Below are 26156 nucleotides of genomic sequence, written 5' to 3'. Positions count from 1 at the left end.
CCGCGCGACCCGGCGCGTCGGGGCCCCGAGCCCCGCTCGCGTAGGCTGACCCCTCGTGGCCACCGACTTCACCCAGGAGATCAAGGACCTGCGCAGCACGATGGCGTCGGTCCGGGAGGTCACCGACCTCACCGCCCTCGAGCAGCAGATCGCCGAGTACGAGCAGCAGGCCGCCGAGCCGTCCCTCTGGGACGACCAGGAGCGCGCCCAGCAGGTGACCTCCGGTCTCTCCCGCGCCAAGGCCGAGCACGACCGCGTCGTCGGGATGGACGCGCGCATCGACGACCTCGAGGCCCTCGTCGAGATGGGCCAGGAGGAGGACGACGCCGACACCCTCGCCGAGGCCGAGCGCGAGCTCGTCAAGGTCCGCAAGGCCGTCGGCGAGCTCGAGGTCCGCACCCTGCTCTCCGGCGAGTACGACGAGCGCGCCGCCGTCGTCACCATCCGCGCGGGCGCCGGGGGCGTCGACGCCGCCGACTTCGCCGAGATGCTCATGCGCATGTACCTGCGCTGGGCCGAGCGCCACGGCTACCCGACCAAGGTGATGGACACCTCCTACGCGGAGGAGGCCGGCCTGAAGTCGGCCACCTTCGAGGTCGACGTGCCCTACGCCTACGGCAACCTCTCGGTCGAGGGCGGCACCCACCGCCTCGTCCGGATCAGCCCCTTCGACAACCAGGGCCGCCGCCAGACGAGCTTCGCCGCCGTCGAGGTCGTGCCGCTCATCGAGGGCACCGACAGCATCGACATCCCCGAGAACGAGCTGAAGATCGACGTCTTCCGCTCCAGCGGCCCCGGCGGCCAGTCGGTCAACACGACCGACTCCGCGGTCCGGATGACACACATCCCCACCGGCACCGTCGTCTCGATGCAGAACGAGAAGTCGCAGATCCAGAACCGCGCCGCCGCGCTGCGGGTCATGCAGTCGCGCCTCCTGCTCATCAAGAAGGCCGAGGAGGCCGCCGAGCGCAAGGAGCTCGCCGGCGACATCAAGGCGAGCTGGGGCGAGCAGATGCGCTCCTACGTCCTGCACCCGTACCAGATGGTCAAGGACCTGCGCACCGAGCACGAGGTCGGCAACACCTCGGGCGTCTTCGACGGCGACATCGACGGCTTCATCGAGGCCGGCATCCGCTGGCGCAAGGCCCAGGAGAAGGCCGACGCGCAGGGCTGACGCCGTGCCCGCCGACCCCCGCCCGCCGATGACCGACGCGCTCGACCCCGCCTGGGGCCCCTGGACCGACGACCTGGTCGCCGCCGTGCGCGGCCTCGACGACGGCGCCTCGCTCACCGTCACCGCCCCGCCGGGGCACGAGCGGATGGCCCGCAGCGGCTCCCGGCTGCGCTGGCTGCTCGGTGGTGGACGCCGCCCCGTGGCCCCCTTCGTGCGCCTCGTGCGCGCCGAGGACCACCTGCGCGGCCACTGGGCCGGCCCCCAGCGGGCCGGCGGCGCGTTCCCGTGGACCCGCGAGGAGGAGGAGCGCATCCTCGCCGCCGGGTGGCACGTGCCGACCGCGGCCGACGGCAAGGACTACCTGCGCTTCTGGCCCGACGACGTCCCCAGCGGGCCGTTCCTGCCCGAGGCGGACGCGCGCCGCGCGGCGACCGTCGTCGCCGCCACCTTCCGCGACGTGCTCGGCGTGACGCCGGACGGCGGGTCGCCCGCCTCCGGGCTCCCCGCCGTCCGTCACGACACCGCCTGAGGCGGTCCCGACCCGCTACTGCTCCGTCGTGAACGCGGGCCCGTAGTAGGAGGTCTGGTTGCCGGCCAGACGCCGGCCGGTGTCCATCGCGCCCTGCGGCACCGAGGGGGTGCCGCCGAAGACGAGCACGTTGTCGATCGACTCCTCGGTCTGGCGGATCTGCGCCTCGGTCCCGGCCGGCAGCGTGGTCTTGCCGTTGGTCAGGAGGATCGGCTGGCCGTACAGGCCCATGAGCGAGCCGGCCGACGCGGCGTCGGGCCAGTTGCGCCCGTCGGCGAGGGCCAGCACCCACCAGCCGGCGAAGAAGCGCTGGGCCACGTTGGCGGCGACCTCGTAGCGGTTGGCGCCGTCGACGACCTCGGTCCGGGAGTCCCCGACGACCGCGTCCTTGCCCGAGCCGCCGATCGCGAAGATCGACGCGGTCGGCGCGAGCGTCCCGAGGTAGGTCCGGACGACGTCGGGCAGCTTCGAGCCGTTGGTGAGGAGGATCGGCGCGTCGTACGCGGTCGCGGGGGGACCGGCGACGAGCGCGTCGGCGAAGGCCCAGCCGGAGGAGACGAACGCCGCCGTGGGCGGCTGCGCGCCGCCGTTGCCGCCGCGGAGGCGGTCCATCTCCTTGGCGACGTTGACCGCGACCTCGAACCGGTTGGCGCCGCCGATCCGCTGGGTCGAGTACCCGAGGGCCCGGATCGCGCTCTCGATCGACGCCGGGACCGTCGTCGTGGACCCGAGGATGTAGACCTTCTTGCCCTTGGCCAGGCTGTCGGTGAGCGCCAGGGCGGTCTCCGGGCGCAGGGCCCGCGAGTCGGTGAGCAGGAGGGGGCCTTGGTTCTCCGTGGCGAGCGGGCCGCCGGCGAGCGCGTCGGCCTCGGCGTACGCCCCGGCCACGACCGCCGCCTCGCTCGTCGCGGGGTCGTAGAAGGCGGCGGTGTTCGCCGAGACCTCGTAGCGGTTCGCGCCGTCGATCCGGTAGGGGTCCGCCGCGGGGTTCCTCGGCTCGAAGGAGAGCAGCGTCGGCTTCGTCGCCGGCGACGCCAGGAGCGTGTCCGCGCCGACGTCCGAGTAGCGGCCGCTGGAGTCGGCCTTGTGGAGGCGCACCTGGAAGCTGGAGCACTCGTTGCCGACGGGGCCGTTCGGCCGGACGTACGCGAGCCAGGTGCGGTCCGGGGAGAAGACCGGCGCGGCGACCCCGCAGAGGGTCCCGACGTCGGCGACGGCGACCGGGGTGCCGTACCCCGTGGTGTCGGGGGAGCCCGACGTGTCCTGGTGGTCGACGTAGAGGCGGGCGCCCGAGCCGCCGGGGCCGACGCCCTCGAAGGCAAGGTAGGTCGCCCCGTCGTTGGCGCCGGGGACGATGCCGGTGCCCGGCTCCTGGCCGACGCCGGGGGCCTCGGGACGGTAGGCCGACAGCCCGAGCACGTGGGTGCCCGAGCCGCTGAAGGTGCCGATGAACGGGGCGGCGATCCCGGTGATGTCCGAGGTGGCGCCGCTGCCCGTGTGGAGGAAGAGCTCGCCCCCGTACGGGCTGACGGCCGGCGACGTCGCGTCGGTCGGGCTGTCGAAGGGGATCCGGTAGTCGGGGTTGGTCGACTGGGCGAAGAGCCCGGCGTCGGTCGTCAGCGCGAAGGCGTCCCCGGCCGGGCCCCACGCCACGGGTGCGTTCGAGGCCGGGTGGTCGACGACCGGTCCGGTGCCGAGCGGCAGGGGCTCGACCTTGACCAGGCCCCCCGCGCGGTAGGCCATCGTGTCGCCGGCCGGCCCGACGGCGACGTCGGTGCGGTCGGTCCGGGGCGAGGTCGTCCCGACCGCGCCGTTGGCGTCCTTGAACGACACCCGGGTGGTGCCGACGCCGTCCGAGACCCAGAGGGCGGCCGGCGGCGGGGGAGGCGTGAGCACGGCGGCGAGCGCGGAGCGCGCGTCGGTGGCCCGGGCCCGGTGCAGGGCCCGGACGAAGGCGTGGTGGTCGGCCGGCGTCGTGGCGACCGGCGCCGGGTCGGTGCGTCCGGCGGGTTCGCCGGCCGACGCCGTCCCCCCGGAGGAGACGACGAGAGCGGTCAGGGCGGCGGCGGCGACGGCCGGGCCGAAGGTGCGGTGCATGGAGACGTCCTCACTGACGACAGAGGTGAGGGCCCGCATCCGGACGCCCCTGCGCGCGGACCCGTGCCCCGGGGTCAGGAGGCCCGGGACACGGGGACTGTAACTCCGGTGACGGTCCGGGGTCCTGCGATCGGAGGGATCGGGGCCGGTCGGGGGAGCCACCCCGGGAGGCGCCGACGCGCCGGGACCCGCCGACGGGCGTGGGCTGACCGGCGCGCGCGGGGAGTCGACCTATCCTCGAGGGTGCCGTGGTCCGTCCGCGGCCCCCTGCCCCCGAGCCCTGAGGCCCTGACCACCGCATGATCCGCTTCGAGAACGTCACGAAGGTCTACCCGCGCTCCACCCGGCCGGCTCTGGACGGCGTCGACGTCGACATCGACCGCGGCGAGTTCGTCTTCGTCGTCGGGCCCTCCGGGTCCGGCAAGTCGACGATGCTGCGCCTGGCCCTGCGCGAGGAGGCCGCCACCGAGGGCGTCGTGCTCGTCGCGGGCCACGACCTGCGCAAGCTGTCGACCCGCCAGGTGCCCCGGCTGCGCCGCGAGATGGGCGCCGTCTTCCAGGACTTCCGGCTCCTGCCGAACAAGACGGTGCACGAGAACGTGGCCTACGCGCTCCAGGTCATCGGCAAGCCGCGCCACGCCATCCGCCAGCTCGTGCCCGAGACCCTCGAGATGGTCGGGCTGGCCGGCAAGGAGAAGCGCTTCCCGCACCAGCTCTCCGGTGGCGAGCAGCAGCGCGTCGCCATCGCGCGCGCCGTCGTCAACCGGCCGCAGATCCTCCTGTGCGACGAGCCCACGGGCAACCTCGACCAGGCCATCAGCCTCGAGATCGTCCGTCTCCTGGACCGCATCAACCGGACGGGGACGACGATCGTCATGGCGACGCACGACCACGACATCGTCAACGCGCTGCGCAAGCGGGTCCTCCAGCTCGCCGACGGCCACGTCGTGCGTGACGAGCGGGAGGGCAACTACCACCAGACGGTGGAGCTGCCCGTGGTGACGACGGACGGGGAGGCCTGAGATGCAGATGCGCTTCCTCGCCTCGGAGGTCGGCTCCGGACTGCGCCGCAACGTCTCGATGGCGGTCTCCGTCGTGCTCGTGACGATGGTCGCGATGTTCCTCCTCGGCCTCGGCCTGCTGGCCCAGCGCCAGGCGGACACGATGAAGGGCTACTGGTACGACCGCATCCAGGTGTCGATCTACCTGTGCAACGCCAACGCGCTCGCGCCCAACTGCGAGGGCAAGGCCGCGACCGACGCCCAGCGCACGGCCCTCCAGGACCAGCTCGAGGCGCTGCCCGAGGTCAAGCAGGTCTTCTACGAGTCCGAGCAGCAGGCCTTCCAGCGCTTCAAGGAGCAGTTCCGCAACAGCCCGATCGCCGGCAACGTCCAGGTCGGGGACCTGCCGCCGAGCCTGCGCGTGCAGCTCGACGACCCCACGAAGTTCAAGAACGTCACGACGCAGTTCGAGGACGCCCCGGGGGTCGCGACGGTGCAGGACCAGGAGAAGGTCCTGTCGAAGTTCTTCACGATCATCAACTGGATCACGGTCTTCGCCGTCTTCCTCGCGGCGCTCATGGCCGCCTGTGCCGCGCTGCTCATGGCGACGACCATCCGGCAGGCGGCGTTCATCCGGCGCCGCGAGATCGGCATCATGCGGCTCGTCGGCGCCTCGAACTGGACCATCCGCGCGCCGTTCATCTCCGAGATGGTCATCGTCTCGGCCGTCGGGGTGCTGCTCGCCGTCGGCCTGCTCATCGGGCTCACGCAGTACGTCTTCACCGAGGGCGCCAGCCAGATCGCGCTGTCGCAGGCGTTCATCGGCACCTCCGACGTGTGGCTGCTCGCGCCGTGGATGCTCGGCGGTGTCGTGCTCATCGCGGTCGGCACGAGCGTCGTCACCCTGCGGCGCTACCTGCGCGTCTGACCCGGCCCGACCTGCACGGACCCCTCGTGCGGGGCGCTGGGCGGTGAGAGACGCCTGATGCCCGCTCGGCGCGCGAGGCCGGGGCGATGTGCCCGTCGACTGTGCAAGCCGGTGTGGTTCGTGTTACCAATGGTGATCATGGGACGACCTGACGGCCTCCGCGGCCCCCGCACGCGCCGCCTCCTCGGGCTCGCCGCGGCGATGACGTGCTCGAGCGCGCTCGTGCTCGCGGTGGCCCCCGCGGCGCCGGCCGCCCCCGACCCCGGGGCGCAGAAGCGGCAGGTCGACCGCAAGGTGGACGACCTCGTCAACCAGGTCGAGGACTCCACCGACGCCCTGCGCTCGGCGTACAAGAAGCTGCACGCGACCGAGGACAAGCTGCCCGCCGCCCGCAGCGCCCTCGAGAAGGCGCGCTCGGCGGCGGACGCCGCGGACGCCGCCGAGGCGAAGGCCGCCCAGGACCTCGAGGTCGCGAAGGCCAACGAGGCCAAGGCCGCCGCCGACCTCCAGGCCTCGACCAAGGCCGTCGCCGCCGGGCGCAAGCGCCTCGCCCAGTTCGCCTCGCAGGTCTACCAGCAGCAGGGGTTCGGCCAGCTCGACGTCGCCCTCTCGAGCACCCAGCCCCAGCAGTTCGCCGACCGGCTCGCGATGGTCGACACCGTCCTCGACGTCCAGAACGCGACGATGCAGCGCCTGACGAGCGAGCAGGCGGGCCTCACCGCGCTCGAGGACCACGTGAGCGCCCTGCGCGTCGACTCCGCCCGCAAGCAGAAGGCCGCCGCCGCCGCCCTGAAGAAGGCGGAGGCCGCGCGGGCCTCCGCGCAGCAGGCGCAGCTCGACCTCGAGTCGCTCGTGACGGCCCAGCGCGGTCAGGCCATCGACTTCCGCGACGAGCTCGCCGCCGACAAGAAGCAGCTCGCCGAGATGAAGGCCGAGCAGGACCGGCTGAGCGCCGTCCTCGCCCGCCGCGCGGCCGAGGCCCGGGCCCGGGCCGCCGCGGAGGCCAAGAAGCGTGCCGAGCAGAACAAGGGTGGCGGTTCCTCCGGCGGGTCCTCGGGCGGGGGGTCGACCTCGGGGGGCGGCTCCGGCGGTGGAGGCTCCTCCACCGGCTCCGGTGTGCTCTCGCGCCCCGTGCGCACCGGCTGGGTCAGCTCCGAGTTCGGCCAGCGGTTCCACCCGATCTACCACTACTGGAAGCTGCACTCCGGTCGCGACTACGCGGTCGGCTGCGGCACGCCGGTCTACGCGGCGGCGTCCGGCACCGTCATCTCGGCAGGCTGGGGTGGCGGCTACGGCAACCGCATCGTCATCGACCACGGCCTCGAGCGCGGCGTCGGGCTCGCGTCGACGTACAACCACCTCACGTCCTTCGTCGTGCAGGGCGGCTCGGTGAGCCGCGGCCAGCTCATCGCGTACAGCGGGACGACGGGCACGTCCACGGGGTGCCACCTGCACTTCGAGACCCTCCAGGACGGTGCGTTCGTCGACCCCCGCAAGTGGCTCAACAACCTCGGCTGACCGGCCGCGCGACCGGCGCCGGCGGGAATCGCCGTGAGCCGGTGCCACCCGGGCGGGTAGCCTCCTGACCGTGGCGAAGGACAAGGGGCGGACCCCCGGGACGAAGCTCGTGGCGAGCAACCGCAAGGCGCGCCACGACTACCTCGTCGAGGACACCTACGAGGCCGGCATGGTCCTCATGGGCACCGAGGTCAAGGCGCTGCGGATGGGCCGGGCCTCGCTCGTCGACGGCTGGGCCGGCTTCGACCGCGACGAGGAGCTCTGGCTCGAGGGCGTCCACATCCCCGAGTACGTGAACGGGACGTGGACCAACCACACGCCGCGCCGGCGCCGCAAGCTCCTCCTGCACCGCCGCGAGCTCGACAAGATCGCCCAGGCGACGCGCGAGTCCGGCTACTCGGTCGTCCCGCTCAGCCTGTACTTCAAGGAGGGCCGCGCGAAGGTCGAGATCGCGGTCGTCAAGGGCAAGCGGGCCTACGACAAGCGGCAGGCGCTGCGCGAGCGGCAGGACAACCGCGAGGCCGAACGGGCCATCGCCGCCCGGCGGCGCGGCGAGGACTGACGGTGCCCCGCCGCGGCGGGGTGCGGGCCGCGCTCCTCCTCCTGCTGGCCTGCCTCGCCGCGCTCACCGCCTCCGCCCCCGCGGCGGCCGCCGCTCCGGGGGCGCGAGCACCCGAGCGCGTCGGTGCCTGGGGCGGCGCCGCACCGGCCGCCCTGCCGGCGCAGGAGCAGGCCGACTCGCTGCACACGAGCATCGAGGCGCAGGAGGACGGCAGCGTCGTCGTCACCGAGGACATCACCTGGCGCTTCCCGGAGGGGGAGGACCGGCACGGCATCTACCGCCTCGTCCGGGTCCGCGCGGGCTACCGCGACAGCGAGACGCAGTACCGCTACTACGAGCTGTCCGGCATCGAGGTCACCTCGCCGACGGGTGCGCCCACCGACATCACGGTCGAGGACTACGGCGCGGACCGCCGGATCCGGATCGGCAGCCCGTCCGAGACGGTCAGCGGCACCGCGCGCTACGTGGTGCGCTACCGCCTCGCCCACCTCGTCAACGACATCGGCGACGGCACCGCCGAGGTCTACTACGACGTCGTCAGCACGGCGAGCTCCTTCCCGCAGCACGACGTGCGCGCGACGGTCACCGGCCCCGCCGACGTCACCCGCGCGGCGTGCTTCCACGGGCCGTACGGCTCGACCGACCCGTGCTCCGCGACCCCCGGGACCAGCGCCGAGTACACGGTGCCCGACCTCGCGGCCGAGGAGGGAGCCTCCGTGGTCGCCTCGTTCCCGCGCGAGGCGTTCGGCGACCTCACGCCCGACCTGCGCGAGGGCGACGTCGGCAGCACCGGGGGCAGCACGGTGACCCCGGCCACCGCCCGCACCCTCGGGCTGCTCGCCACCGGGGGCGGGCTGCTCGTCCCGCTGGCCGCCGGCACCCTCATGGGGCTGCTCGTGTGGCGCCGCGGGCGCGACGAGCGCTACGCCGGCCTGACGCCGGGCCTCTCGCCGGGGGCCGGCGAGACCGCGCCGGTCGTCGTCGGCGGGCCCGCGCCCACCGTGGCCGTGCAGTTCACGCCGCCGGAGGGCGTCCAGCCCGGTCTGGTCGGGACGGTGCTCGACGAGGAGGCCGGGCTCGTCGACGTCACCGCGACCATCATCGACCTCGCGGTGCGCGGCCACCTGCGCATCGGGCGTGAGGAGCGGGGCGCCCTCCGATCCGACGACTGGCTCCTGACCCGGACCACGCCCCCCGCGGGCAGCGTCCCCCTCACGCCGTACGAGCAGCTCCTCCACGAGTCGCTCTTCGCCGCCGGCGACCAGGTCGCGCTCTCGTCGCTGAAGAACCGCTTCAAGCCCACCGTCGACGCCGTCCAGCGGCTCATGTACGAGGAGGTCGTCGAGCGCGGCTGGTTCCGTCGCAGCCCGCAGGCGCAGCGCTCGGGCTGGATGGCGCTCGGCAGCGTGCTCGTGGGCGTCGGGGTGCTCGGAGGCTTCTTCCTCGCCGGACCCGCGTCGGGTCTGTTCGCCGACTCCGGCCTGCCGGTCAGCCCCGTCTGGGTGCTCGCGGGTGGGCTCGTCGTCGGCGGCCTCGTGACGCGCGCGCTCGGGCGGCGGATGGCGGCCCGGACCGCCGAGGGCTCGGCCGTCCTCGCCCGCTCGAAGGGGTTCGAGCGCTACCTCGCGACGGCCGAAGCGAACCAGATCCGGTGGGAGGAGGCGCAGGACCTCTTCAGCCGGTTCCTGCCCTACGCCATCGTCTTCGGGCTCGCCGACCGGTGGGCCGCGGTGTTCGAGGAGGTCGCCGCCGCAGCGGCCGCCGCCGGGCACACCGTCGTCAGCCCGCTCTGGTACGTCGGCTCCTGGGGGGACGGTGGTTTCCGCGACGTCGCCTCGAGCATGGACTCGTTCTCGACCGTCGCCGCCGGGACCCTCGTCTCCACCCCGGGCTCGTCCGGGTCCTCGGGCTTCAGCGGGGGAGGCGGCTTCAGCGGCGGCGGTGGCGGGGGATCCTCCGGCGGCAGCTGGTAGCGCGGCCGGCCGGGTCGGCCCCGCACGACGGACGGGCCGCCCCCCGAGGGAGCGGCCCGTCGTGGTTCCCCGACCCGTGAGCCCGGGAGCCCTGTGTCAGTGCTTGAAGGCGTCCTTGACGTTCTCGCCGGCCTGCTTGACGTCCGACTTCGCCTGGTCCCCGCGGCCCTCGGCCTCGAGGCGCTCGTTGTCGGTCGCCTTGCCGGTGGCCTCCTTGGCCTTGCCGACGACGTCGTCCTTCATGTTCTCGATCTTGTCTCCGAGACCCATGGGGTGCTCCCTTCGCTACGGGGTGCAGCACGCCCCGCCAGGAACGCACCGCGCTGATGGGTCCCACGCTATGCACGCTCGACCGCCCGTGGGGCTTTCGACGCGACAAACTTTCGACGAACATTCGACGCCGCAGGTCGCGGCCTCTCGCCGGCACCCTCCGCCGCCCGCCGACGGGACGCCGCGCGTGCCGTCGTGGGATGCTCCCGCCGTGACCTCCAGCGAGTCGCCCGACACCTCCACGGAGCACGACGAGCCTCCGGCGCGCTTCGCGGACGAGGACCTGCGCGGCGCGCGGTTCGTCCGCTGCGACCTCTCCGGCGCCGTCCTGCGGGCGGTCGACGTGGCCGGGGCGGAGATCGACGCGCCCTGGCTGCTCGAGGGAACGCTCGACGCCTCCGTCGACGGGGAGTGGTCCTTCGCCGAGACGGTGCGGCACCTCGTCATGGCCACCGACACCTGGGTGCGGGGCGCCGTGCTCGGGGTCGAGCGGCCCTGGCACCCGCTGGGGATGCCGAACGCCGAGTACGCCGCGGACGGCCACGACCCGTCGGTCTTCGCCCCGGGCACGCCGACGTGGTCCGAGGTGCTCGCGGTCCGGGCGGACCGCACGGCCCTCGTGCGCGGCCTCCTCGCGGAGACGACCGCCGACGAGCTCGACGCGACCCGCGCCAACCCGTGGGCGCCCCGGTACCCGGAGACCGTGCGGTCCTGCCTCCACACCGTCCTCGAGGAGGAGTGGGAGCACCTGCGCTACGCCCTGCGCGACCTCGACGTCCTCGACGGCCGAGGGGAGGAGCGCGGCTCAGCCGGGTGACACGACGAGGACGAGGTCACCGCCCTCGACCTGCTGGTGCCCGGAGATGGCCAGCCGCTCGACGGTGCCGCCCGTCGGCGAGGTGATGCTCGCCTCCATCTTCATCGCCTCGATCGTCGCGACGACGCCGCCCGCCTCGACGGTGTCTCCCTCGGCGACGACCGGGGTGACGACGCCGGCGAAGGGGGCCGCGACGTGGCCGGGCGTCCCGGGATCGGCCTTCTCGGCGGCCTTGGTCGCCACCTCGACCGAGCGGTCGCGCACCTGGACCGGGCGGAACTGGCCGTTGAGGGTGCACATGACGGTGCGCATCCCCTGCCGGTCCGGGTCGCCGATCGAGCTGATGCCGAGGAGGAGCCGCTTGCCGGCCTCGATCTCGGCTTCGTACTCCTGGCCGTGCTCCAGGCCGTGGAGGAACTCGATCGTGCCGAGGACCGACAGGTCGCCGTAGAGCTCGCGGGTCTCCTCGAACTCGCGCGTCGGCCCCGGGAAGAGCAGCTGGTTGAGGGTGCGCCGGGTGTCGGTGACGAGCGCCTCCTCCTGCTCGGGCGTCAGCTCGGTGACGCGCGGCTTGGGGGTGCGGCCCTGGAGCGCCTTGGTCCGGAACGGCTCGGGCCAGCCCCCGGGCGGGTCGCCGAGCTCGCCGCCGAGGAAGCCGATGACCGAGTCCGGGATGTCGTAGCGGGTCGGGTTCTCCTCGAAGTCCGCCGGGTCCGCGCCGGCGCCGACGAGGGCGAGCGCGAGGTCGCCGACGACCTTGCTGCTCGGCGTCACCTTGACGAGGTGCCCGAGGATGCGGTCGGCGGCGGCGTACATGTCCTCGACGTCCTCGAAGCGGTCGCCGAGCCCGAGCGCGATCGCCTGCTGGCGCAGGTTCGACAGCTGGCCGCCGGGGATCTCGTGGAAGTAGACGCGGCCGGTGGGGGAGGCGAGCCCGGACTCGAACGGCGCGTAGAGCCGGCGCACGGCCTCCCAGTAGGGCTCGAGCGCGAAGACGGCGTCGATGTCGAGGCCGGTCTCGCGCTCGGTGCCGTCGGTCGCCGCGACGAGGGCGGAGAGGCTCGGCTGGCTGGTCGTCCCGGACATCGTCGCCGTCGCGGCGTCGACCGCGTCGACCCCCGCGTCGATGGCGGCGAGCAGCGTGCCGACCTGCCCGCCCGCGGTGTCGTGCGTGTGCAGGTGGACCGGCAGGTCGAAGTTCTCGCGCAGCGCCGTCACGAGGCGCCGGGCCGCCGGCGCCCGCAGCAGCCCGGCCATGTCCTTGATCGCGAGGACGTGCGCGCCGGTGCCGACGATCTCCTCGGCGAGGCGCAGGTAGTAGTCGAGCGTGTAGAGCCGCTCGCCCGGGTCCATGAGGTTGCCGGTGTAGCAGAGGGCGACCTCGGCGACCGCGGTCCCGGTGTCGAGCACCGCCTCGACCGCGGGGCGCATCTGCGAGACGTCGTTGAGCGAGTCGAAGATCCGGAAGACGTCGAGGCCGGTGCGGGCGGCCTCGTGGACGAACGCGTCGGTGACCTTCGTCGGGTACGGCGTGTAGCCGACCGTGTTGCGCCCGCGCAGCAGCATCTGGAGCGGGATGTTCGGCATCGCCTCGCGCAGCAGGGCCAGACGCTCCCACGGGTCCTCGTGGAGGAAGCGCAGCGCGACGTCGTAGGTGGCCCCGCCCCACGCCTCCATCGAGAGCAGCTGCGGGGTGGTGCGGGCGACGTGGCCGGCGACGTGCAGCAGGTCGCGCGTGCGCATCCGGGTGGCCAGCAGCGACTGGTGGGCGTCGCGGAAGGTGGTGTCCGTGACCGGCACGTCGGTGCGCTCGCGCAGCTGCCGCGCGAACTCGGCGGGACCGACCCGCAGCAGCAGGTCACGGGTGCCGGGGGGCAGGGGCGCGTCGGTGTCGAGCGGCGGCAGCTTCGTGCGCGGCTTGAGGTGGGTGGTCGCGGGACCGTGCGGCTGGTTGACGCTGACGTCCGCGAGGTACTGCAGCAGCTTGGTGCCGCGGTCGCCGCCCATCCGCGCCTCGAGGAGCTCGGGCCGCTCGTCGATGAAGCCGGTCGTCGCCTCGCCGCGCTGGAAGACGGGGTCGGCGAGGACGGCCTCGAGGAAGGGGATGTTCGTCGAGACGCCTCGGATCCGGAACTCAGCCAACGCCCGTCGCGCGCGCCGGACGGCCACGCCGAAGTCGCTGCCGCGGCACGTGAGCTTGACGAGCATCGAGTCGAAGTGCGGGCTGACCTGGGCGCCGACGAACACGGTGCCGCCGTCGAGGCGCACGCCGCCGCCGCCGGCCGAGCGGTAGACGGTGATCTGGCCGGCGTCCGGACGGAAGCCGTTGGCCGGGTCCTCGGTCGTGATGCGGCACTGCAGCGCGGCGCCACGGGTGCGGATGTCCTCCTGGCGCAGCCCGAGGTCCTCGAGGGTCTCGCCCGCGGCGATCCGCATCTGCGAGACGACGAGGTCGATGTCGGTGACCTCCTCGGTCACGGTGTGCTCGACCTGGATCCGCGGGTTCATCTCGATGAAGACGTAGCGGCCGTCCTCGCCGAGGAGGAACTCGACGGTGCCGGCGTTGCGGTAGCCGATGGTCTCGGCGAAGCGCACGGCGTCGGCGCACATGCTCGCGCGGACCTCGGGGTCGAGGTTCGGAGCCGGCGCGATCTCGACGACCTTCTGGTGGCGGCGCTGCACCGAGCAGTCGCGCTCGAAGAGGTGCAGGACGGTGCCGGTGGCGTCCGCGAGCACCTGGACCTCGATGTGCCGCGGCCGGACCACGGCCTCCTCGAGGTAGAGCGTCGGGTCGCCGAACGCGGCGTCGGCCTCGCGCTGGGCGGCCTCCAGCGAGTCCCGCAGCTGCGCCCGGTCGTCGACCCGGCGCATCCCGCGCCCGCCGCCCCCGGAGACGGCCTTGACGAAGACCGGGAAGCCGATGTCCTCGGCGGCGGCCGCGAGCGCGTCGAGGTCGGTCGTCGGCTCGGCGCCGCGCAGCGTCGGCAGCCCCGCCTCCCGGGCAGCGGCGATCGCCCTGGCCTTGTTGCCCGCGAGGTGCAGCGCGGAGGCCGGCGGGCCGATGAAGGTGATGCCGGCGGCCTCGCACGCCTCGGCGAGGTCCGGGTTCTCCGACAGGAAGCCGTACCCGGGGTACACGGCGTCGGCGCCGCACTCGACGGCGACCCGGACGATGTTCGCGTGGTCGAGGTAGGCGCGGACCGGGTGGCCGACCTCGCCGATCTCGTAGGACTCGTCCGCCTTGAGCCGGTGCTCGGACGTGCGGTCCTCGTGCGGGAAGACGGCGACGGTCTTCGCGCCCAGCTCGGTGGCGGCACGGAACGCGCGGACGGCGATCTCCCCGCGGTTGGCGACGAGGATCTTCTGGAACACGGCGGACCTCCGGGCGTCGGGGAGCGGCACCGACCACCCTAGTGACGAGCGCCACACCGGGGCCCGGACGTCCACGGAGCCGCGCCTGCACATCGACACGCTCCTCGCATCGACCGTTCGGATGTCCCGGATGCGTTCCGGTTGCGCTTAGCCTGTCTGTCGTGCAGGGGTACCGCAGGGGTGCACCCACCTCCGCACGCGTCGGCGTGCTGCAGGTGGTCGCTGCCGCCTGCGCGGGTGTCGCCGCCGTCGTCGGGATGGTCGCCCTGCAGCCCGGTGGGCTCTCGGCGCTCGACGGCCGGCCGGCACCGAGCACCTCCCCGGCGCCGTCGTCGCCCGCTCCCTCCCGGGAGCCCAGCCCGACGCCCGAGCCGTCCTCGTCCGAGGCCCCGTCGTCGTCGGACCCGTCGGCGACCACCACGGCGCCGCTCCCGGAGGCCACCGCGTCCCCGACCACGACGTCGTCCGCGCCGCCGACGACGTCCTCGACGACGGCTCCGCCCCCGCCCCCGCCGTTCGTCAACCGCACGAACCCCTGGATCCGCCCGCTGCCGGTGCGTTCGCCGTCCCCGACGCCGACGGACACCCCGACCCCCTCGCCGTCCCCCTCGACGGACCCCTCCAGCCCCGAGCCCTCGCCGACGGCCACCGGCGACCCGGCCACGGCCGACCCGACCGGCGGCGCCCCGAGCTCGGGGGCGGGCGAGCCCACCCCCGAGCCCTCGGCCGCCGCCGACCCCGCGGTTCCGGCCTCCTGACGCCGCCCGCGGGCCCGCGGGGCGGCCCGGAGGGGAATCGGGTTGGGGCTGTCGTCGTTGCACGGCATACTGGCGGTGCGGCGACCTCGGTCGCCGGTGACAACTCAACAGCGTGGGAGTGCTCCCCTCAGGGGGGTGATCGGTTTCGACATTGGTCGGATGTCCAGTGGGAAGCGGGTCGAGGAGGCACGGTCATCTCGTCAAACGCTCCGTGCAAACCAATAGGTGCCGATTCCAAGCGCACCGACTTCGCCCTCGCCGCCTGAGCGAGCCCGAAGTCCGTTGGCCTGAGCATGATCTCGGCTCAGTAACCAGCGTCATCTAGAGATCTTGCTGCGTCGTCACGCCGAGGGGCGACGCGGGACTCCCACTCGGCTGGGCCTGTCGGGGAACGTGTGCGCGCGAGCCCCGGGGCCGAGAAAATCCACAGCGCACTGCACCCGGAGAAGCCCTGGTCTCCCGTCAGTGGACGCGGGTTCGATTCCCGCCACCTCCACCACGGCGCACTCCCACGCCTGCCCCGCAGACGACCCGGGCCCTCGTTCCGAGGGCCCGGGTCGTCCACGCCCGGGGCTCAGCCGAGGTCGAGCCGGAAGCGGTCGCCCTCGCGGGTGAAGCCGAGCCGGTCGTAGTACGGCGCGACCATCCCGGGTGCGGTGAGCACGCGGCGCACCCCGAGCTCGTGGAAGAGGCCGGACCGACGGAAGACGAACTCACCCGGCGCGAAGTCGCGGAACCGCGGTGTCACGTAGTCGAGCTCGACCTCGGCGGTGCCGTCACCCACGTCGCGGACGACGATGACGCCCGCCGTCTCGTCGCCGTGCTGCACGAGCCACGTCGAGCGCGACGGGTCCGTCCCGGCGGTGAACGCGGGGAAGAAGCGCGCGAGGTCGCCGGACCACAGGTGCAGGACGTGCAGCAGGTAGCCGTCGTCCTCGCGCACCGGGACGACGGCGAAGGCCCGCTCGTCGCCCCGGTCCCGGAGCATCCGGACGATGAACCACAGGTTGATGCCGGCGAGGACGACGTTCATCGCGACCATCGGCCAGACCCCGAGCACCGCGTTGAAGACGACGAGGATGACGCAGGCGACCGTGTTGAGCACGCGCAGCCGCAGGATGCGGGCCTGGAGCAGCGAGAAGACGAGCAGCGCGGACCCGAACCAGCCGAGCGCGTCGACCCAGGTCACGGCTCGCCCAGCGCGAAGCGCAGCTGCACCTCGACCCCGACGACCGACTCGCCGCCCTCGAGGGGGACGCCCGCGTCGGCCGCGGCGAAGCGCGCCTTGGGCATCGGCGCCGGGCCGCCCACCGGGGCCTCGCGCACGCGCAGCACCGGCCCGAGCGGGCGGCCGGCGAGGCGGGCCCACTGCCGGGCCCGCTCCTGCGCGTCGGCGAACGCTGCGTCCCGCGCGCGCACGAGCAGGGGAGCGGGGTCGGCCACCTCGAGCGAGACCCCGTCGACGGCCAGGGCGTCACCGGCCGCGCCGGCGAGCGCCGCGATGACGTCGCCGGCCCGGGCGCGGTCGAGCACGCGCAGGCGCAGCGACTGGTGCGCCGTGTACCCCACCACGCCCTGCCCCTCACGGTCCCAGCGCGGGGACACACCCATCCCGGTCGTGCGCCGGTCGGCGTCACGCACCCCGTGGTCGTCGGCCGCGGCGACCGCGGCGGCGAGCCGGTCGGAGAGGCCGGAGAGCGCGGAGGCGACGTCGGGGCCGTCGACGTGCACCCGCACGTCGAGGACGACGACGTCGGGCGGTGCACCGGCGCTGCCGGTGCCGGTCACGTCCACGTGGTCCGACATGCGGGTCACGCTAGCGGCGCGGGGGCGACCGCACCACGGACCCCGATTCGGGATACCTGCCGGTACGCGGTTAGATCGACCGCATGCCCGCCGCGCCCTCCATCGCCAACAGCGTCACCGTCCGCCTCGTCCTGCCCGCCCGGCCCACCGCGGTCAGCGAGATGACGAGCCTCATCGAGAAGGCGGGCGGGGTCGTCACCGGCCTCGACGTCACCGGCTCGGGCCACGCGCGGATGCGGGTCGACCTCACGATGCTCACGCGCGACGTCGACCACGCCGACGAGATCGTCGCGGTCATGCGCACGGTCGAGGGCGTGGAGATCGGCAAGGTCTCGGACCGCACCTTCCTCATGCACCTCGGCGGCAAGCTGACCGTGGAGTCGAAGGTGCCGATCCGCACCCGTGACGACCTCTCGCTCATCTACACGCCGGGCGTCGCCCGTGTCTGCATGGCGATCGCCGACAACCCGGCCGACGCCCGCCGCCTGACGATCAAGCGCAACACCGTGGCGGTCGTCACCGACGGCACGGCGGTGCTCGGGCTCGGCGACATCGGCCCGCTCGCGGCGCTGCCCGTCATGGAGGGCAAGGCGGCCCTGTTCAAGCGCTTCGCCGACATCGACGCCTTCCCGATCTGCCTCGACACCACCGACGTCGACGAGATCATCCGCACGGTCAAGGCCATCGCCCCCGGGTTCGCCGGCATCAACCTCGAGGACATCTCGGCGCCGCGCTGCTTCGAGGTCGAGGCGCGCCTGCGCGAGGAGCTCGACATCCCGGTCTTCCACGACGACCAGCACGGCACGGCGATCGTCGCGCTCGCCGCGCTCCGCAACGCCCTGCGCGTCGTCGGCAAGCGGCTCGAGGACGTCCGCCTCGTGATGAGCGGTGCCGGGGCGGCCGGCACCGCCATCCTCAAGCTCATGCTCCACGCCGGGGCGCGCCACGTCGTCGTCGCCGACGTCGACGGGGTCGTCCACCGCGACCGCGCCGACGTCCTCTCCGGCGACCACCCGAACCACGCGTGGATCGCCGAGCACACCAACCCCGACGACATCAGCGGCTCCCTCGCCGACGCGGTCCGAGACGCCGACGTCTTCCTCGGCGTCTCGGCCCCGAACATCCTCTCGGAGGAGGCCGTCGCCTCGATGGCCCCCGGCTCGGTCGTCTTCGCGATGGCGAACCCGGTGCCCGAGATCGACCCCGAGATCGCCGCCCGGCACGCCGCCGTCGTCGCGACCGGTCGCTCGGACTTCGCGAACCAGATCAACAACGTGCTCGTCTTCCCCGGCGTCTTCCGCGGGCTCATCGACGCCGCGAGCAGCCACGTGACGATGGAGGTGCTCCTCGCCGCGGCCGACGCCCTCGCGGGCGTCGTGACGGAGGAGGAGCTCAACGCGACGTACATCATCCCGAGCGTCTTCCACCCGGACGTCACGAGCACCGTCGCCGACGCCGTGCGCCGTGCCGTCGAGGTCGTCGAGGGCGTCCACGACGACCCCGACGCGTGACCGCGGCGCCCCCGCGCCCCGGCCGTGTGGCCGGGGCGCTGGCCCTGGCCGCGACGATCGTCCAGCTCGTCGTCCTCTACGTCCCGCGGGCGCCGGGCGTCGACCCGTTCCCGCACGCCGACAAGGTGGTCCACCTCACGGTCTTCCTCGTCCCGGTGGCCCTCGCCGTGCTGGCCGGGGTCCGGGTCCGCTGGGCCGCCGGGGTCTTCGCGGCGCACGCCGTCCTCAGCGAGGTCGTGCAGGCCACGCTCCTGCCGGCGCGCAGCGGTGACCCCCTCGACGCGGTCGCCGACCTCACCGGTGTCGCGCTCGGGGCGCTCCTCGGCGTGACCCTCGCCCGTCGGCGCGTGGCCGGGAGCGCCCCCGCGCGCTGGTAGACTGGACCTCTTGACCGAGGTGGCCCGGCGCCTGGCCGCGCCGATGCCCGCAGAGTGCGGGCCGCTCCACACCACTCCCACCCGGTCCGCCGGTGACACCGCGAGGTCGAACCGGCCACCCAGGGCCACAGACGGCCCCGAGGCTCGTTGTCCGTGCTGGTTCGCCACCGGTTGACGACGTGTCTGTCAACCGAACCGACGAACCACGAAGGTGAATCACCCATGCCCAAGAAGGCATCCGGGCCCAAGGCCCGTTGGACCGCTGCCCAGAAGGCGGAGGCCCAGAAGGGCCCCAAGAAGCCGCACCGCGGCCAGTCCGCCCGCAGCACCGACACCACCGAGCGCACGAAGCGCCCCCGGGCCGAGCGCTCGCCGCGCTGGGACCGCGAGGACCCGCGCCGCGGTGACCGCCCCGCCCGCAGCGAGCGTCGCGAGGGCCTCCAGCGCGAGGACCGTCCGCGTCGGGACGACCGCTTCCAGCGGGACGAGCGTCCGGCGCGCTTCCAGCGCGAGGACCGTCCGCAGCGGTTCCAGCGGGACGACCGTCCGCGTCGCGACGACCGCTTTCAGCGCGAGGACCGTCCGCAGCGGTTCGAGCGTGACGACCGTCCGCGTCGGGACGACCGCTTCCAGCGGGACGAGCGTCCGGCGCGTTTCCAGCGCGAGGACCGTCCGCGTCGCGACGACCGCTTCCAGCGGGACGAGCGTCCGGCGCGCTTCCAGCGCGAGGACCGCCCGCAGCGCTTCGAGCGCGACGACCGCCCCCGCCGCTGGGTCTCCGGCGACGGTGACGAGCGCCGCGTCCACCGTCCCCACGACGAGCGTCCCCGCCGCGAGCGCGGGGACCGTCCCTTCCGTGAGCGGTCGCCGCGCGTGGCCGACCCCGTGCGGCGCGACCGCCACGAGGGCCGACACGTCGAGCAGCGTGGCTACGAGGCGCCGCGCAGCTTCGAGGAGGCCGAGGCCGAGCGCGCAGAGGCCGACACCTGGACCGCCTACCGCTCGGTCGCGGCCGGTGGCCCGCGCGAGGTGACCGAGGACAACGGCTTCGCCGCCCTCGGCCTGCCCGAGCGCCTCGTCGAGCGTCTCGCCCGCGACGGCATCACCGAGCCGTTCCCGATCCAGGCCGCGACGATCCCCGACGCGCTGTCGGGCCGCGACGTCCTCGGCCGGGGCCGCACCGGCTCCGGCAAGACCCTCGCCTTCGGCCTGCCGACCATCGCGCGCCTCGCCGACGGTGTGCGCCCCGAGCCGCGTCGCCCGCGGGCGCTCGTGCTCGTGCCGACCCGCGAGCTCGCGATGCAGGTCAGCGACGCGCTCGAGCCGTTCGTCCACGTGACCGGTCTCAAGCACCGCCTCGTCGCCGGCGGCCTGTCCTACGAGGGCCAGATCTCGGCGCTCAACCGCGGCGTGCACCTCCTCGTCGCGACGCCGGGCCGGCTCGTCGACCTCATGGAGCGCGGCGCCGTCGAGCTCGGCGGGGTCGAGGTCGCCATCCTCGACGAGGCCGACCACATGGCCGACATGGGCTTCGTGCCCGAGGTCACCGCGATCCTCGACGCCGTGCCCGAGGGCGGGCAGCGCCTGCTCTTCTCGGCCACGCTCGACCGCGGTGTCGACACCCTCGTGGAGAAGTACCTCGTCGACCCGGTCACCCACTCGACCGACGACGCCCAGGCCGCGGTGACGACGATGAGCCACCACGTGCTCCTCATCGACCCGCAGGACAAGAAGACCCTCACCGCCGAGCTGTGCTCCCGTGCCGGTCGCACGGTCGTCTTCGCCCGCACCCAGCTCGGGGCCGAGCGCATCGCCCGCGAGCTGCGCGAGCGCGGGGTCCTCGCCGCGGCGCTGCACGGCGGTCTGTCGCAGGGCGTGCGCAACCGCGTCCTCGGCGCCTTCCGCGACGGCCGAGTCCCCGTGCTCGTCGCCACCGACGTCGCCGCCCGCGGCATCCACGTCGACGACATCGGGATGGTCGTCCAGGTCGACCCGCCGACCGACCACAAGGACTACCTGCACCGCGCCGGCCGCACGGCCCGCGCGGGGGAGGAGGGCGCCGTCGTCATGCTCGCCCTCCCGCACCAGCGCAAGATGGTCACTCGCATCATCGAGGGGGCCGGTGCCGAGGCGCAGGTCGCCAAGGTGGCGCCGGGCGACGCGACCGTCTCCGCGCTCGGTGGCGTCGCCCCGAGCGGCGTGCCGGTGCCGGACGAGGTCTGGCGCCCGCTGCTCGAGGCCAAGCCGCAGGGCCGGGGCGGCCCGCGCCGCGGTGGCCCGCACCGGGGTGGTCCGCGCGGCGGTCGCCCCCAGGGTGGTCGCAGCGGCGGTCGTCCGCAGGGTCGCGGGGGCAGAATGGGCGCGTGAGCGCCTCCACCACCGGGCGCCTCCTCGTCGCCACCCCGCAGATCGAGGAGGGCGTCTTCCACCGCAGCGTCGTCCTCGTGCTGCACCACGGCGACGACGGGGCGCAGGGCGTCGTGCTCAACCGCCCCGTCGACGCCGACATCGACTCCGTCCTGCCCGGCTGGGAGGAGCACGCCAGCCGGCCGGCCACCCTCTTCCAGGGCGGGCCGGTCCAGCTGGACTCCGCGCTCGGGCTGGTCGCCGTCCCCGGCGACTCGCCCGAGCCGACCGGGGTGCGGCGGCTCTTCGGGGCCGTCGCCCTCGTCGACCTCGACACCCCGCCCCCGCTCGTCGTCCCCGAGCTGTCGGGCCTGCGCATCTTCGCGGGCTACGCCGGGTGGTCGCCGGGCCAGCTCGAGGAGGAGATCGCGACGGGGTCGTGGTTCGTCGTCGACACCGAGAGCGCCGACGCCTTCACCGACCACCCGGCCGACCTCTGGCAGCGGGTCCTGCGCCGCCAGCCCGAGCCGCTGCGCTGGATGGCGCTCTACCCGCCGGACCCCTCGCTCAACTGACGCCGTGGGCCGCCGGCGTCCGGGAGGCCCCGCAGGCCGAGCGCGTACCCTGCTGCCCATGAGCGAGACGATGCCGCCGCCCAGCGACCCGAACGCGCCGCAGGGACAGCCCGACGGCCCGCAGACGCAGACGGCCGTCCTCGAGCGCACCGAGACCGTCCCCGAGGTCGCCGAGCCCGGCGACCACGAGCGCTTCGCGCACTACGTCCGCAAGGAGAAGATCCTCGAGAGCGCGCTGTCGGGGGAGCCGGTGACGGCCCTCTGCGGCAAGGTCTGGATCCCCGGGCGCAACCCCGACCGATTCCCGGTCTGCCCCACGTGCAAGGAGATCTACGAGTCAATGAGGCAGACCGGGAATTCGGGCGAGGGAGATAGCTAGAGCTTCTGCACGCGGCCATACCGCTGCGTCTCTCCTGACGGTAGGCGTCTACCGCTTGACCTGTTCGCGCACCGAGGCTTCGACGTCTGCGAGGCTGTCGAGCGGAGGAATTTTCCCCATAGAGTCCCTGTATACGTCACCATCGGCGCGGAGGTACCGCACTACCCAAGACGTTGGGCCCAGATCGGGGAAGACCAAAATCCCCTTTCGGTCGGCAGTGTTCAATGCGAACACCCCCGTCATCCCCACATCAATGGCTGGCTGAATGTCAGTTTCGAACGTGTACTTGCTCCGGTCGAAGTCGACGACGGTCACCTTGCTCGGCGCGTCGAATCCCAACGGGTCATCCACGGTCAGGGTGAAGACCGAGTACGTTATGCCCTCCTTCGAGGGCACCGTCCCTCGGGCCTCCGTCACGGTGCCGACGACGACAGCCTTGGAATCGTTGACGACTTCCTCCCACGAAGAATAGACCGGCGCGTCGCCGCCGATCTCCTGCGGAGGGCTGGCGCCCAAATTGCCCGAGCCGGTATCCGACGGGCTCGCGCAGGACGTCATCAGGATGCAGCACGCAAAAGCACCTACGAGCTGCCTTACTGTTGATGGCAGGGTCATCCCACCCGCTCCAATCTTAGTAGTACATCGCATTGAGGTGATCCACGTCCCGCACCGATGGGGTCCGGCAGTACGTGAATTTCTCGGTTCCCTGATACATCAATGATGCATTGGTGCGGCAGGTGCCGGATGTCGGGTGGCTCATACCTGCCGCGTGACCGAGCTCGTGTGCCGCCACGACGTACTTGTCCACATTGTCAATCTGCGACATCGTGGCTACGTTGTATCGAAGGCGGACTTGGTTGTTGTTCCAGAGCCCATTCGTCGAGCCGCCGCAGGTGGCGTTCACGGCATCAGGTCCTACCCACGCCCAAAACTGATTGGGATAGTAGTCATCCTCGATGAAGATGTTGTAGGTCGACCCAGAGCCCCTGAACTTGACGTCTGTGGCCTTCTGGTTCCATCTTTCTCGACCGTCATAAGTCACTGTCTGGTAGAGGTCGCTGACAGCAGAGAAGCGGTAGTAGATGGGCTCGGTGCTGGCCGGGAATCGGCCGCACAAGTTGTTATGGTCGCTGGGGAGTGCGTTCGCAGCCCGGGGCACGACCACCACTCCCAACACGACCAGACCTATGATGAACGCAGTAGCCCGTCGGCACAAGAAACCCATACCCACCGACGCCGTTCGTTGATTCCCCATGCGCGAAATTTGGCACCGGAGCCCGACCCGGTTTCCCGGACAGTTTCGGTGTGGTGATCATGCGATGGCGGCGGTGTGAAGGGCTTCGTACTCGTGCGGGGACAGGTAGCCGAGGGTGGAGTGTCGCCGGCGGGGGTTGTACGGCTCTTCGCCGATGAGTGTGGGTCACAGGCGTGGGCCGCCGCCGATGAGGAGCATTCGTAGGCGGTAGTTGTCTCTGTTCCTGAAGCCGCGGGCGACGCGGCGGTGGAGCGCGATGAGGCCGTTGATGGCTTCGGTGCCGCCGTTGCTTGCGCCGTCGGTGTCGAAGTAGCCCGGGGGTACCTCCCGCTCGCGGGGGCGGAACTCGCTGCGCCACTGCTTCAGGGTCCGTCCGAGGCGGGCGACCTCGGGGATCGGGCACGTGATGAACGTGGCGAGGATCTTCTCAGTGACCGCCCGACCGGCGGCGTGGCTGTCCTGGTGGTAGGCGGAGCGGACCTGCTGGGCGCACGCCCACGCGACTTCGACCTCGAGGTGCCGCTCGTCGGCGGCCCACACCGCGTCCAGCCGCGCTCGTTGCCGGTCGGTGAGGTTCTCGGCGCCGGCGCGCAGGATGTTCCGGGTCCGGTACAGCGGATCGTTCTTGCGGCCGCGGTGGCCGTGGATGTCCTGCTGCACCCGGCGGCCGACCTCGTCGACCACGCCGGTGGCGAGCTTGACCACGTGGAAGGCGTCCAAGACTGCGCGGGCGTCGTCGAGCTGGTCATCGATCGCGTTCTTGTACCCGCGGAACGGATCCAACGTGGCGATCGCGACTCCGGCCCGGAAGGCCTCGCCCCGCTCGGTCAGCCAGCTCGTGTACGCCTGCCCGGAGCGTCCAGGGACCAGGTCCAACAGCCGAGCCCTGATCCGGCCGTTCGCATCTCGGGTCAGGTCGACCATCCCGGTCAGCTCCTTCGGACCCCGCCCCCCCTGCCTCGATCGGCTTGGTCGACATGTGGTGCCACACGTGCTCATCGACCCCCAGGATCGTGGCGTTCTCGAACCGTGACTGGTCGGCGTCGGCGGCCTGCAGCAACGGCCGGATCGACTCCCACACGGTGCGCCACCCCGTGCCGAGCTGACGGCGGATCCCGTTCACCGAGGCGTGCTCGCGACGGATCTGCTCGATCGCCCACCGGCACGCCCGCACCGTCAACGACGACCGCGGGGCGGCGACGCGCTCGTCCTGCTCCACGAACGTCCCGACCGGGGAGCCCAGCTCGGGGCGCACCCAGCGTCGCTTGCGCCACCGGATCCGCACCGGGCGGCCCATCGCCGGGGCATCGACCAGACCCACCACGACCCTGCCGTGCCCGTGAGCGAGGACCCCGCAGGCCGGGCAGCCCATCACGGTCGGTTCGGACTCCACCGTCACCACGAGCCGGCCGCCGTCATCGCGATCCACCGCAGTCACGCGCAGGCCCTCCAGACCGACCAGCACATCGCAACGCTCGCAGTAGCCGCCCCGGGCACGGCAGCACAACGTAGGCTCACTCATCGTCGAGGTCCTCGCGATCAGAAGTGGTAGAAGTCCTCTGATCCTCGGGGACCTCGACCCATCCCTCCCTCAGCCAGCCCATCGGCGCGTCGTGCTCACCCCACACTCATCGGCGAAGAGCCATCAAAGCCAGCGACTCACGAGAACCGTCGGTGGATCAGGGCTGAGACGGGGCTGAGGGTCTCTCGCCGGAGTTGACCGAGTTCTTACGCGGGCCTGACCCGCAGCAGTCGCCGGGCGCGTATCGCGGGAGGCCGAGGTCTTACGCAACCCTGACCGCGGGCTGACCCCGTCGGCCCGGACGCGCGCCTAGCGTCCTGCGGGTGCCCCGGTCGACCGACCGGGCTGACTCCCGGAAGGACGCCCATGCGTACTCGTTCCCTCACGGCCCTCGCCGCCCTCACCCTCGGCGCGGCCGGCTCCCTCGTGCCCCTGTCCTCGGCCCAGGCCCGTCCGATGGCGGCGGACACCGCCCAGTCGGCCGAGTGCACCGTGCACAGCGACGTCGTGGGCGGCCGACACGCCGCCGGGCCGAACCGGGCCGACCCGCACGAGCTGACCCCGGCCCAGACGAAGGCGAACGACGCCGCGATGGCCAAGGCGCTCGCGGCCAAGGGCTACGACACCCGCACCGACGGCAAGGCCGTCACGCAGTCGGCGCAGAAGTCCGCTGCGGCCTCGAACAAGAAGCCCGTCGCGGCGTTCGCGGGGGGCGTCGTCGACGTCTACGTCCACGTCATCACCGACGGCACGAACGGGAAGCTGACGAGCACCCAGATCACCAACCAGATCTCGGTCCTCAACAACGCCTACTCCTCGGCCGGGTTCTCCTTCCGCCTGGCCGGCACGGACACGACGACGAACGCCTCCTGGTACCAGGGCCTCACCGACGGCACCACGCAGGAGCGCCAGATGAAGACCGCCCTGCGCAAGGGCAACATGGGCGACCTCAACCTCTACACCGCGAACCTCGGCGGCGGCCTGCTCGGCTGGGCGACCTTCCCGAAGGCGAGCCAGGACGTCATGGACGGCGTCGTCATCCTCGACCAGTCGGTGCCCGGTGGCACGGCCGCCCCGTACAACCAGGGCGACACCGGCACGCACGAGGTCGGCCACTGGATGAACCTCTACCACACCTTCCAGGGCGGCTGCTCGGGCAGCGGTGACTCGGTGTCCGACACCCCGGCCGAGGCCTCGCCGGCCTACGGCTGCCCCACCGGCCGCGACACCTGCGGCACCGCCGGCCTCGACCCGATCACCAACTTCATGGACTACTCGGACGACGCGTGCATGAACACCTTCACGACCGGCCAGGCCACCCGGATGCAGAACGCGTGGCTCGCCTACCGCAACGTCTGACGAGCCATCCCGGCTAGCACAGACCGA

General features: G+C 72.9%; 22 protein-coding genes, 1 other RNA gene and 1 pseudogene. 16 read left to right on the top strand and 8 right to left on the bottom strand.

What is annotated here, in order from left to right:
• Positions 1-55: 55 nt before the first annotated feature.
• Complete coding sequence (gene prfB / locus KMZ30_RS09740; protein ID WP_215512738.1) at positions 56-1174, top strand: peptide chain release factor 2; 1119 nt, start codon at positions 56-58, stop codon at positions 1172-1174.
• Positions 1175-1178: 4 nt separating this feature from the next.
• On the top strand, positions 1179-1703 hold the full coding sequence (locus KMZ30_RS09735) for a TY-Chap domain-containing protein (RefSeq protein ID WP_215512737.1): 525 nt from the start codon (positions 1179-1181) through the stop codon (positions 1701-1703).
• A gap of 15 nt (positions 1704-1718) precedes the next feature.
• Here the strand turns inward: KMZ30_RS09735 and KMZ30_RS09730 are convergent, their stop codons facing one another.
• Complete coding sequence (locus KMZ30_RS09730; RefSeq protein ID WP_215512736.1) at positions 1719-3800, bottom strand: cell wall-binding repeat-containing protein; 2082 nt, start codon at positions 3798-3800, stop codon at positions 1719-1721.
• Positions 3801-4099: 299 nt separating this feature from the next.
• Between KMZ30_RS09730 and ftsE the strand changes: the two genes are divergently transcribed.
• The 5 genes from ftsE to KMZ30_RS09705 all read left to right on the top strand — a co-directional run bounded on the left by ftsE (position 4100) and on the right by KMZ30_RS09705 (position 9782).
• Positions 4100-4822, top strand: a complete 723-nt coding sequence (gene ftsE / locus KMZ30_RS09725; RefSeq protein WP_215512735.1) for a cell division ATP-binding protein FtsE — start codon at positions 4100-4102, stop codon at positions 4820-4822.
• 1 nt (position 4823) lies between these two features.
• Entirely contained in the window at positions 4824-5729 is a 906-nt protein-coding gene (gene ftsX, locus KMZ30_RS09720) for a permease-like cell division protein FtsX (RefSeq protein WP_215512734.1), read from the top strand.
• Positions 5730-5867: 138 nt separating this feature from the next.
• On the top strand, positions 5868-7247 hold the full coding sequence (locus tag KMZ30_RS09715; RefSeq protein WP_215512733.1) for a M23 family metallopeptidase: 1380 nt from the start codon (positions 5868-5870) through the stop codon (positions 7245-7247).
• 70 nt (positions 7248-7317) lie between these two features.
• A complete protein-coding gene (gene smpB, locus KMZ30_RS09710) occupies positions 7318-7809 on the top strand; it encodes an SsrA-binding protein SmpB (RefSeq protein WP_207022730.1) in 492 nt (163 codons plus the stop codon).
• A 2-nt stretch (positions 7810-7811) separates the two neighbouring features.
• Positions 7812-9782 carry a DUF2207 domain-containing protein gene (locus KMZ30_RS09705; protein WP_308284318.1) on the top strand — a complete coding sequence of 657 codons (1971 nt, stop codon included), beginning with the start codon at positions 7812-7814 and terminating at the stop codon, positions 9780-9782.
• A gap of 96 nt (positions 9783-9878) precedes the next feature.
• Here the strand turns inward: KMZ30_RS09705 and KMZ30_RS09700 are convergent, their stop codons facing one another.
• Entirely contained in the window at positions 9879-10052 is a 174-nt protein-coding gene (locus KMZ30_RS09700) for a CsbD family protein (RefSeq protein WP_215512732.1), read from the bottom strand.
• 211 nt (positions 10053-10263) lie between these two features.
• Here KMZ30_RS09700 and KMZ30_RS09695 point away from each other — a divergent pair, with 211 nt between their 5' ends.
• Positions 10264-10869, top strand: a complete 606-nt coding sequence (locus KMZ30_RS09695) for a DinB family protein (RefSeq protein ID WP_308279714.1) — start codon at positions 10264-10266, stop codon at positions 10867-10869.
• On the opposite strand, the gene KMZ30_RS09690 is transcribed toward KMZ30_RS09695, so the two are convergent.
• Positions 10858-14241 (bottom strand): pyruvate carboxylase, encoded by a 3384-nt coding sequence (locus KMZ30_RS09690; RefSeq protein ID WP_215512862.1) that lies wholly within the window; start codon positions 14239-14241, stop codon positions 10858-10860. The two genes, KMZ30_RS09695 and KMZ30_RS09690, sit on opposite strands and share 12 nt — an antisense overlap.
• 161 nt (positions 14242-14402) lie before the next feature.
• Between KMZ30_RS09690 and KMZ30_RS09685 the strand changes: the two genes are divergently transcribed.
• Both KMZ30_RS09685 and ssrA read left to right on the top strand, forming a co-directional pair.
• Positions 14403-14999: a hypothetical protein gene (locus KMZ30_RS09685; protein WP_215512730.1), complete on the top strand. Its 597-nt coding sequence runs from the start codon at positions 14403-14405 to the stop codon at positions 14997-14999.
• Between the two features lie 131 nt (positions 15000-15130).
• Positions 15131-15498: a transfer-messenger RNA gene (gene ssrA, locus KMZ30_RS09680) on the top strand.
• A gap of 75 nt (positions 15499-15573) precedes the next feature.
• Here the strand turns inward: ssrA and KMZ30_RS09675 are convergent.
• Together KMZ30_RS09675 and KMZ30_RS09670 are read right to left on the bottom strand one after the other, a co-directional pair.
• The gene (locus KMZ30_RS09675) at positions 15574-16188 is read right to left on the bottom strand and encodes a YgjV family protein (protein ID WP_215512729.1); all 615 of its coding nucleotides are present in this window, start codon (positions 16186-16188) and stop codon (positions 15574-15576) included.
• Positions 16185-16805 (bottom strand): SIMPL domain-containing protein, encoded by a 621-nt coding sequence (locus KMZ30_RS09670; RefSeq protein WP_215512728.1) that lies wholly within the window; start codon positions 16803-16805, stop codon positions 16185-16187. Before KMZ30_RS09670 ends, KMZ30_RS09675 begins: the two co-directional genes overlap by 4 nt.
• Positions 16806-16888: 83 nt before the next feature.
• On the opposite strand from KMZ30_RS09670, the gene KMZ30_RS09665 reads away from it, so the two are divergent.
• The 5 genes from KMZ30_RS09665 (at position 16889) to KMZ30_RS09645 (ending at position 21993) form a co-directional block, all read left to right on the top strand.
• The gene (locus KMZ30_RS09665; protein ID WP_215512727.1) at positions 16889-18316 is read left to right on the top strand and encodes an NAD-dependent malic enzyme; all 1428 of its coding nucleotides are present in this window, start codon (positions 16889-16891) and stop codon (positions 18314-18316) included.
• Complete coding sequence (locus KMZ30_RS09660; RefSeq protein ID WP_215512726.1) at positions 18313-18693, top strand: VanZ family protein; 381 nt, start codon at positions 18313-18315, stop codon at positions 18691-18693. The genes KMZ30_RS09665 and KMZ30_RS09660 overlap by 4 nt, the downstream gene beginning before the upstream one ends.
• 222 nt (positions 18694-18915) lie before the next feature.
• Positions 18916-21060: a DEAD/DEAH box helicase gene (locus tag KMZ30_RS09655; protein ID WP_215512725.1), complete on the top strand. Its 2145-nt coding sequence runs from the start codon at positions 18916-18918 to the stop codon at positions 21058-21060.
• A complete protein-coding gene (locus tag KMZ30_RS09650) occupies positions 21057-21614 on the top strand; it encodes a YqgE/AlgH family protein (RefSeq protein ID WP_215512724.1) in 558 nt (185 codons plus the stop codon). The genes KMZ30_RS09655 and KMZ30_RS09650 overlap by 4 nt, the downstream gene beginning before the upstream one ends.
• A 58-nt stretch (positions 21615-21672) precedes the next feature.
• Positions 21673-21993: a DUF3039 domain-containing protein gene (locus KMZ30_RS09645; RefSeq protein ID WP_215512723.1), complete on the top strand. Its 321-nt coding sequence runs from the start codon at positions 21673-21675 to the stop codon at positions 21991-21993.
• A 48-nt stretch (positions 21994-22041) separates the two neighbouring features.
• Here the strand turns inward: KMZ30_RS09645 and KMZ30_RS09640 are convergent, their stop codons facing one another.
• From KMZ30_RS09640 to KMZ30_RS09630, 3 genes and pseudogenes are all read right to left on the bottom strand, one after another.
• Positions 22042-22608, bottom strand: coding sequence for a hypothetical protein (locus KMZ30_RS09640; protein WP_215512722.1), 567 nt, complete (start codon positions 22606-22608; stop codon positions 22042-22044).
• Positions 22609-22624: 16 nt separating this feature from the next.
• On the bottom strand, positions 22625-23170 hold the full coding sequence (locus tag KMZ30_RS09635) for a matrixin family metalloprotease (protein WP_215512721.1): 546 nt from the start codon (positions 23168-23170) through the stop codon (positions 22625-22627).
• Between the two features lie 243 nt (positions 23171-23413).
• A pseudogene (locus tag KMZ30_RS09630) lies at positions 23414-24770 on the bottom strand (ISL3 family transposase).
• 366 nt (positions 24771-25136) lie between these two features.
• Here KMZ30_RS09630 and KMZ30_RS09625 point away from each other — a divergent pair.
• Entirely contained in the window at positions 25137-26129 is a 993-nt protein-coding gene (locus KMZ30_RS09625; protein ID WP_226902255.1) for a zinc metalloprotease, read from the top strand.
• Positions 26130-26156: the final 27 nt, after the last annotated feature.

Origin of the sequence: Phycicoccus mangrovi (assembly GCF_018729305.1) — a bacterium.
Classification (GTDB): domain Bacteria; phylum Actinomycetota; class Actinomycetes; order Actinomycetales; family Dermatophilaceae; genus Phycicoccus; species Phycicoccus jejuensis.
This window is presented reverse-complemented; position numbering and strand designations above follow the sequence as displayed.

Coding starts and splice junctions, on each gene's coding strand:
- KMZ30_RS09730 (WP_215512736.1), bottom strand. CDS start 3,800: ATGCACCGCACCTTCGGCCCGGCCGTCGCCGCCGCCGCCCTGACCGCT.
- ftsE (WP_215512735.1), top strand. CDS start 4,100: ATGATCCGCTTCGAGAACGTCACGAAGGTCTACCCGCGCTCCACCCGG.
- ftsX (WP_215512734.1), top strand. CDS start 4,824: ATGCAGATGCGCTTCCTCGCCTCGGAGGTCGGCTCCGGACTGCGCCGC.
- KMZ30_RS09715 (WP_215512733.1), top strand. CDS start 5,868: ATGGGACGACCTGACGGCCTCCGCGGCCCCCGCACGCGCCGCCTCCTC.
- KMZ30_RS09700 (WP_215512732.1), bottom strand. CDS start 10,052: ATGGGTCTCGGAGACAAGATCGAGAACATGAAGGACGACGTCGTCGGC.
- KMZ30_RS09670 (WP_215512728.1), bottom strand. CDS start 16,805: ATGTCGGACCACGTGGACGTGACCGGCACCGGCAGCGCCGGTGCACCG.
- KMZ30_RS09665 (WP_215512727.1), top strand. CDS start 16,889: ATGCCCGCCGCGCCCTCCATCGCCAACAGCGTCACCGTCCGCCTCGTC.
- KMZ30_RS09655 (WP_215512725.1), top strand. CDS start 18,916: ATGCCCAAGAAGGCATCCGGGCCCAAGGCCCGTTGGACCGCTGCCCAG.
- KMZ30_RS09645 (WP_215512723.1), top strand. CDS start 21,673: ATGAGCGAGACGATGCCGCCGCCCAGCGACCCGAACGCGCCGCAGGGA.
- KMZ30_RS09640 (WP_215512722.1), bottom strand. CDS start 22,608: ATGACCCTGCCATCAACAGTAAGGCAGCTCGTAGGTGCTTTTGCGTGC.
- KMZ30_RS09625 (WP_226902255.1), top strand. CDS start 25,137: ATGCGTACTCGTTCCCTCACGGCCCTCGCCGCCCTCACCCTCGGCGCG.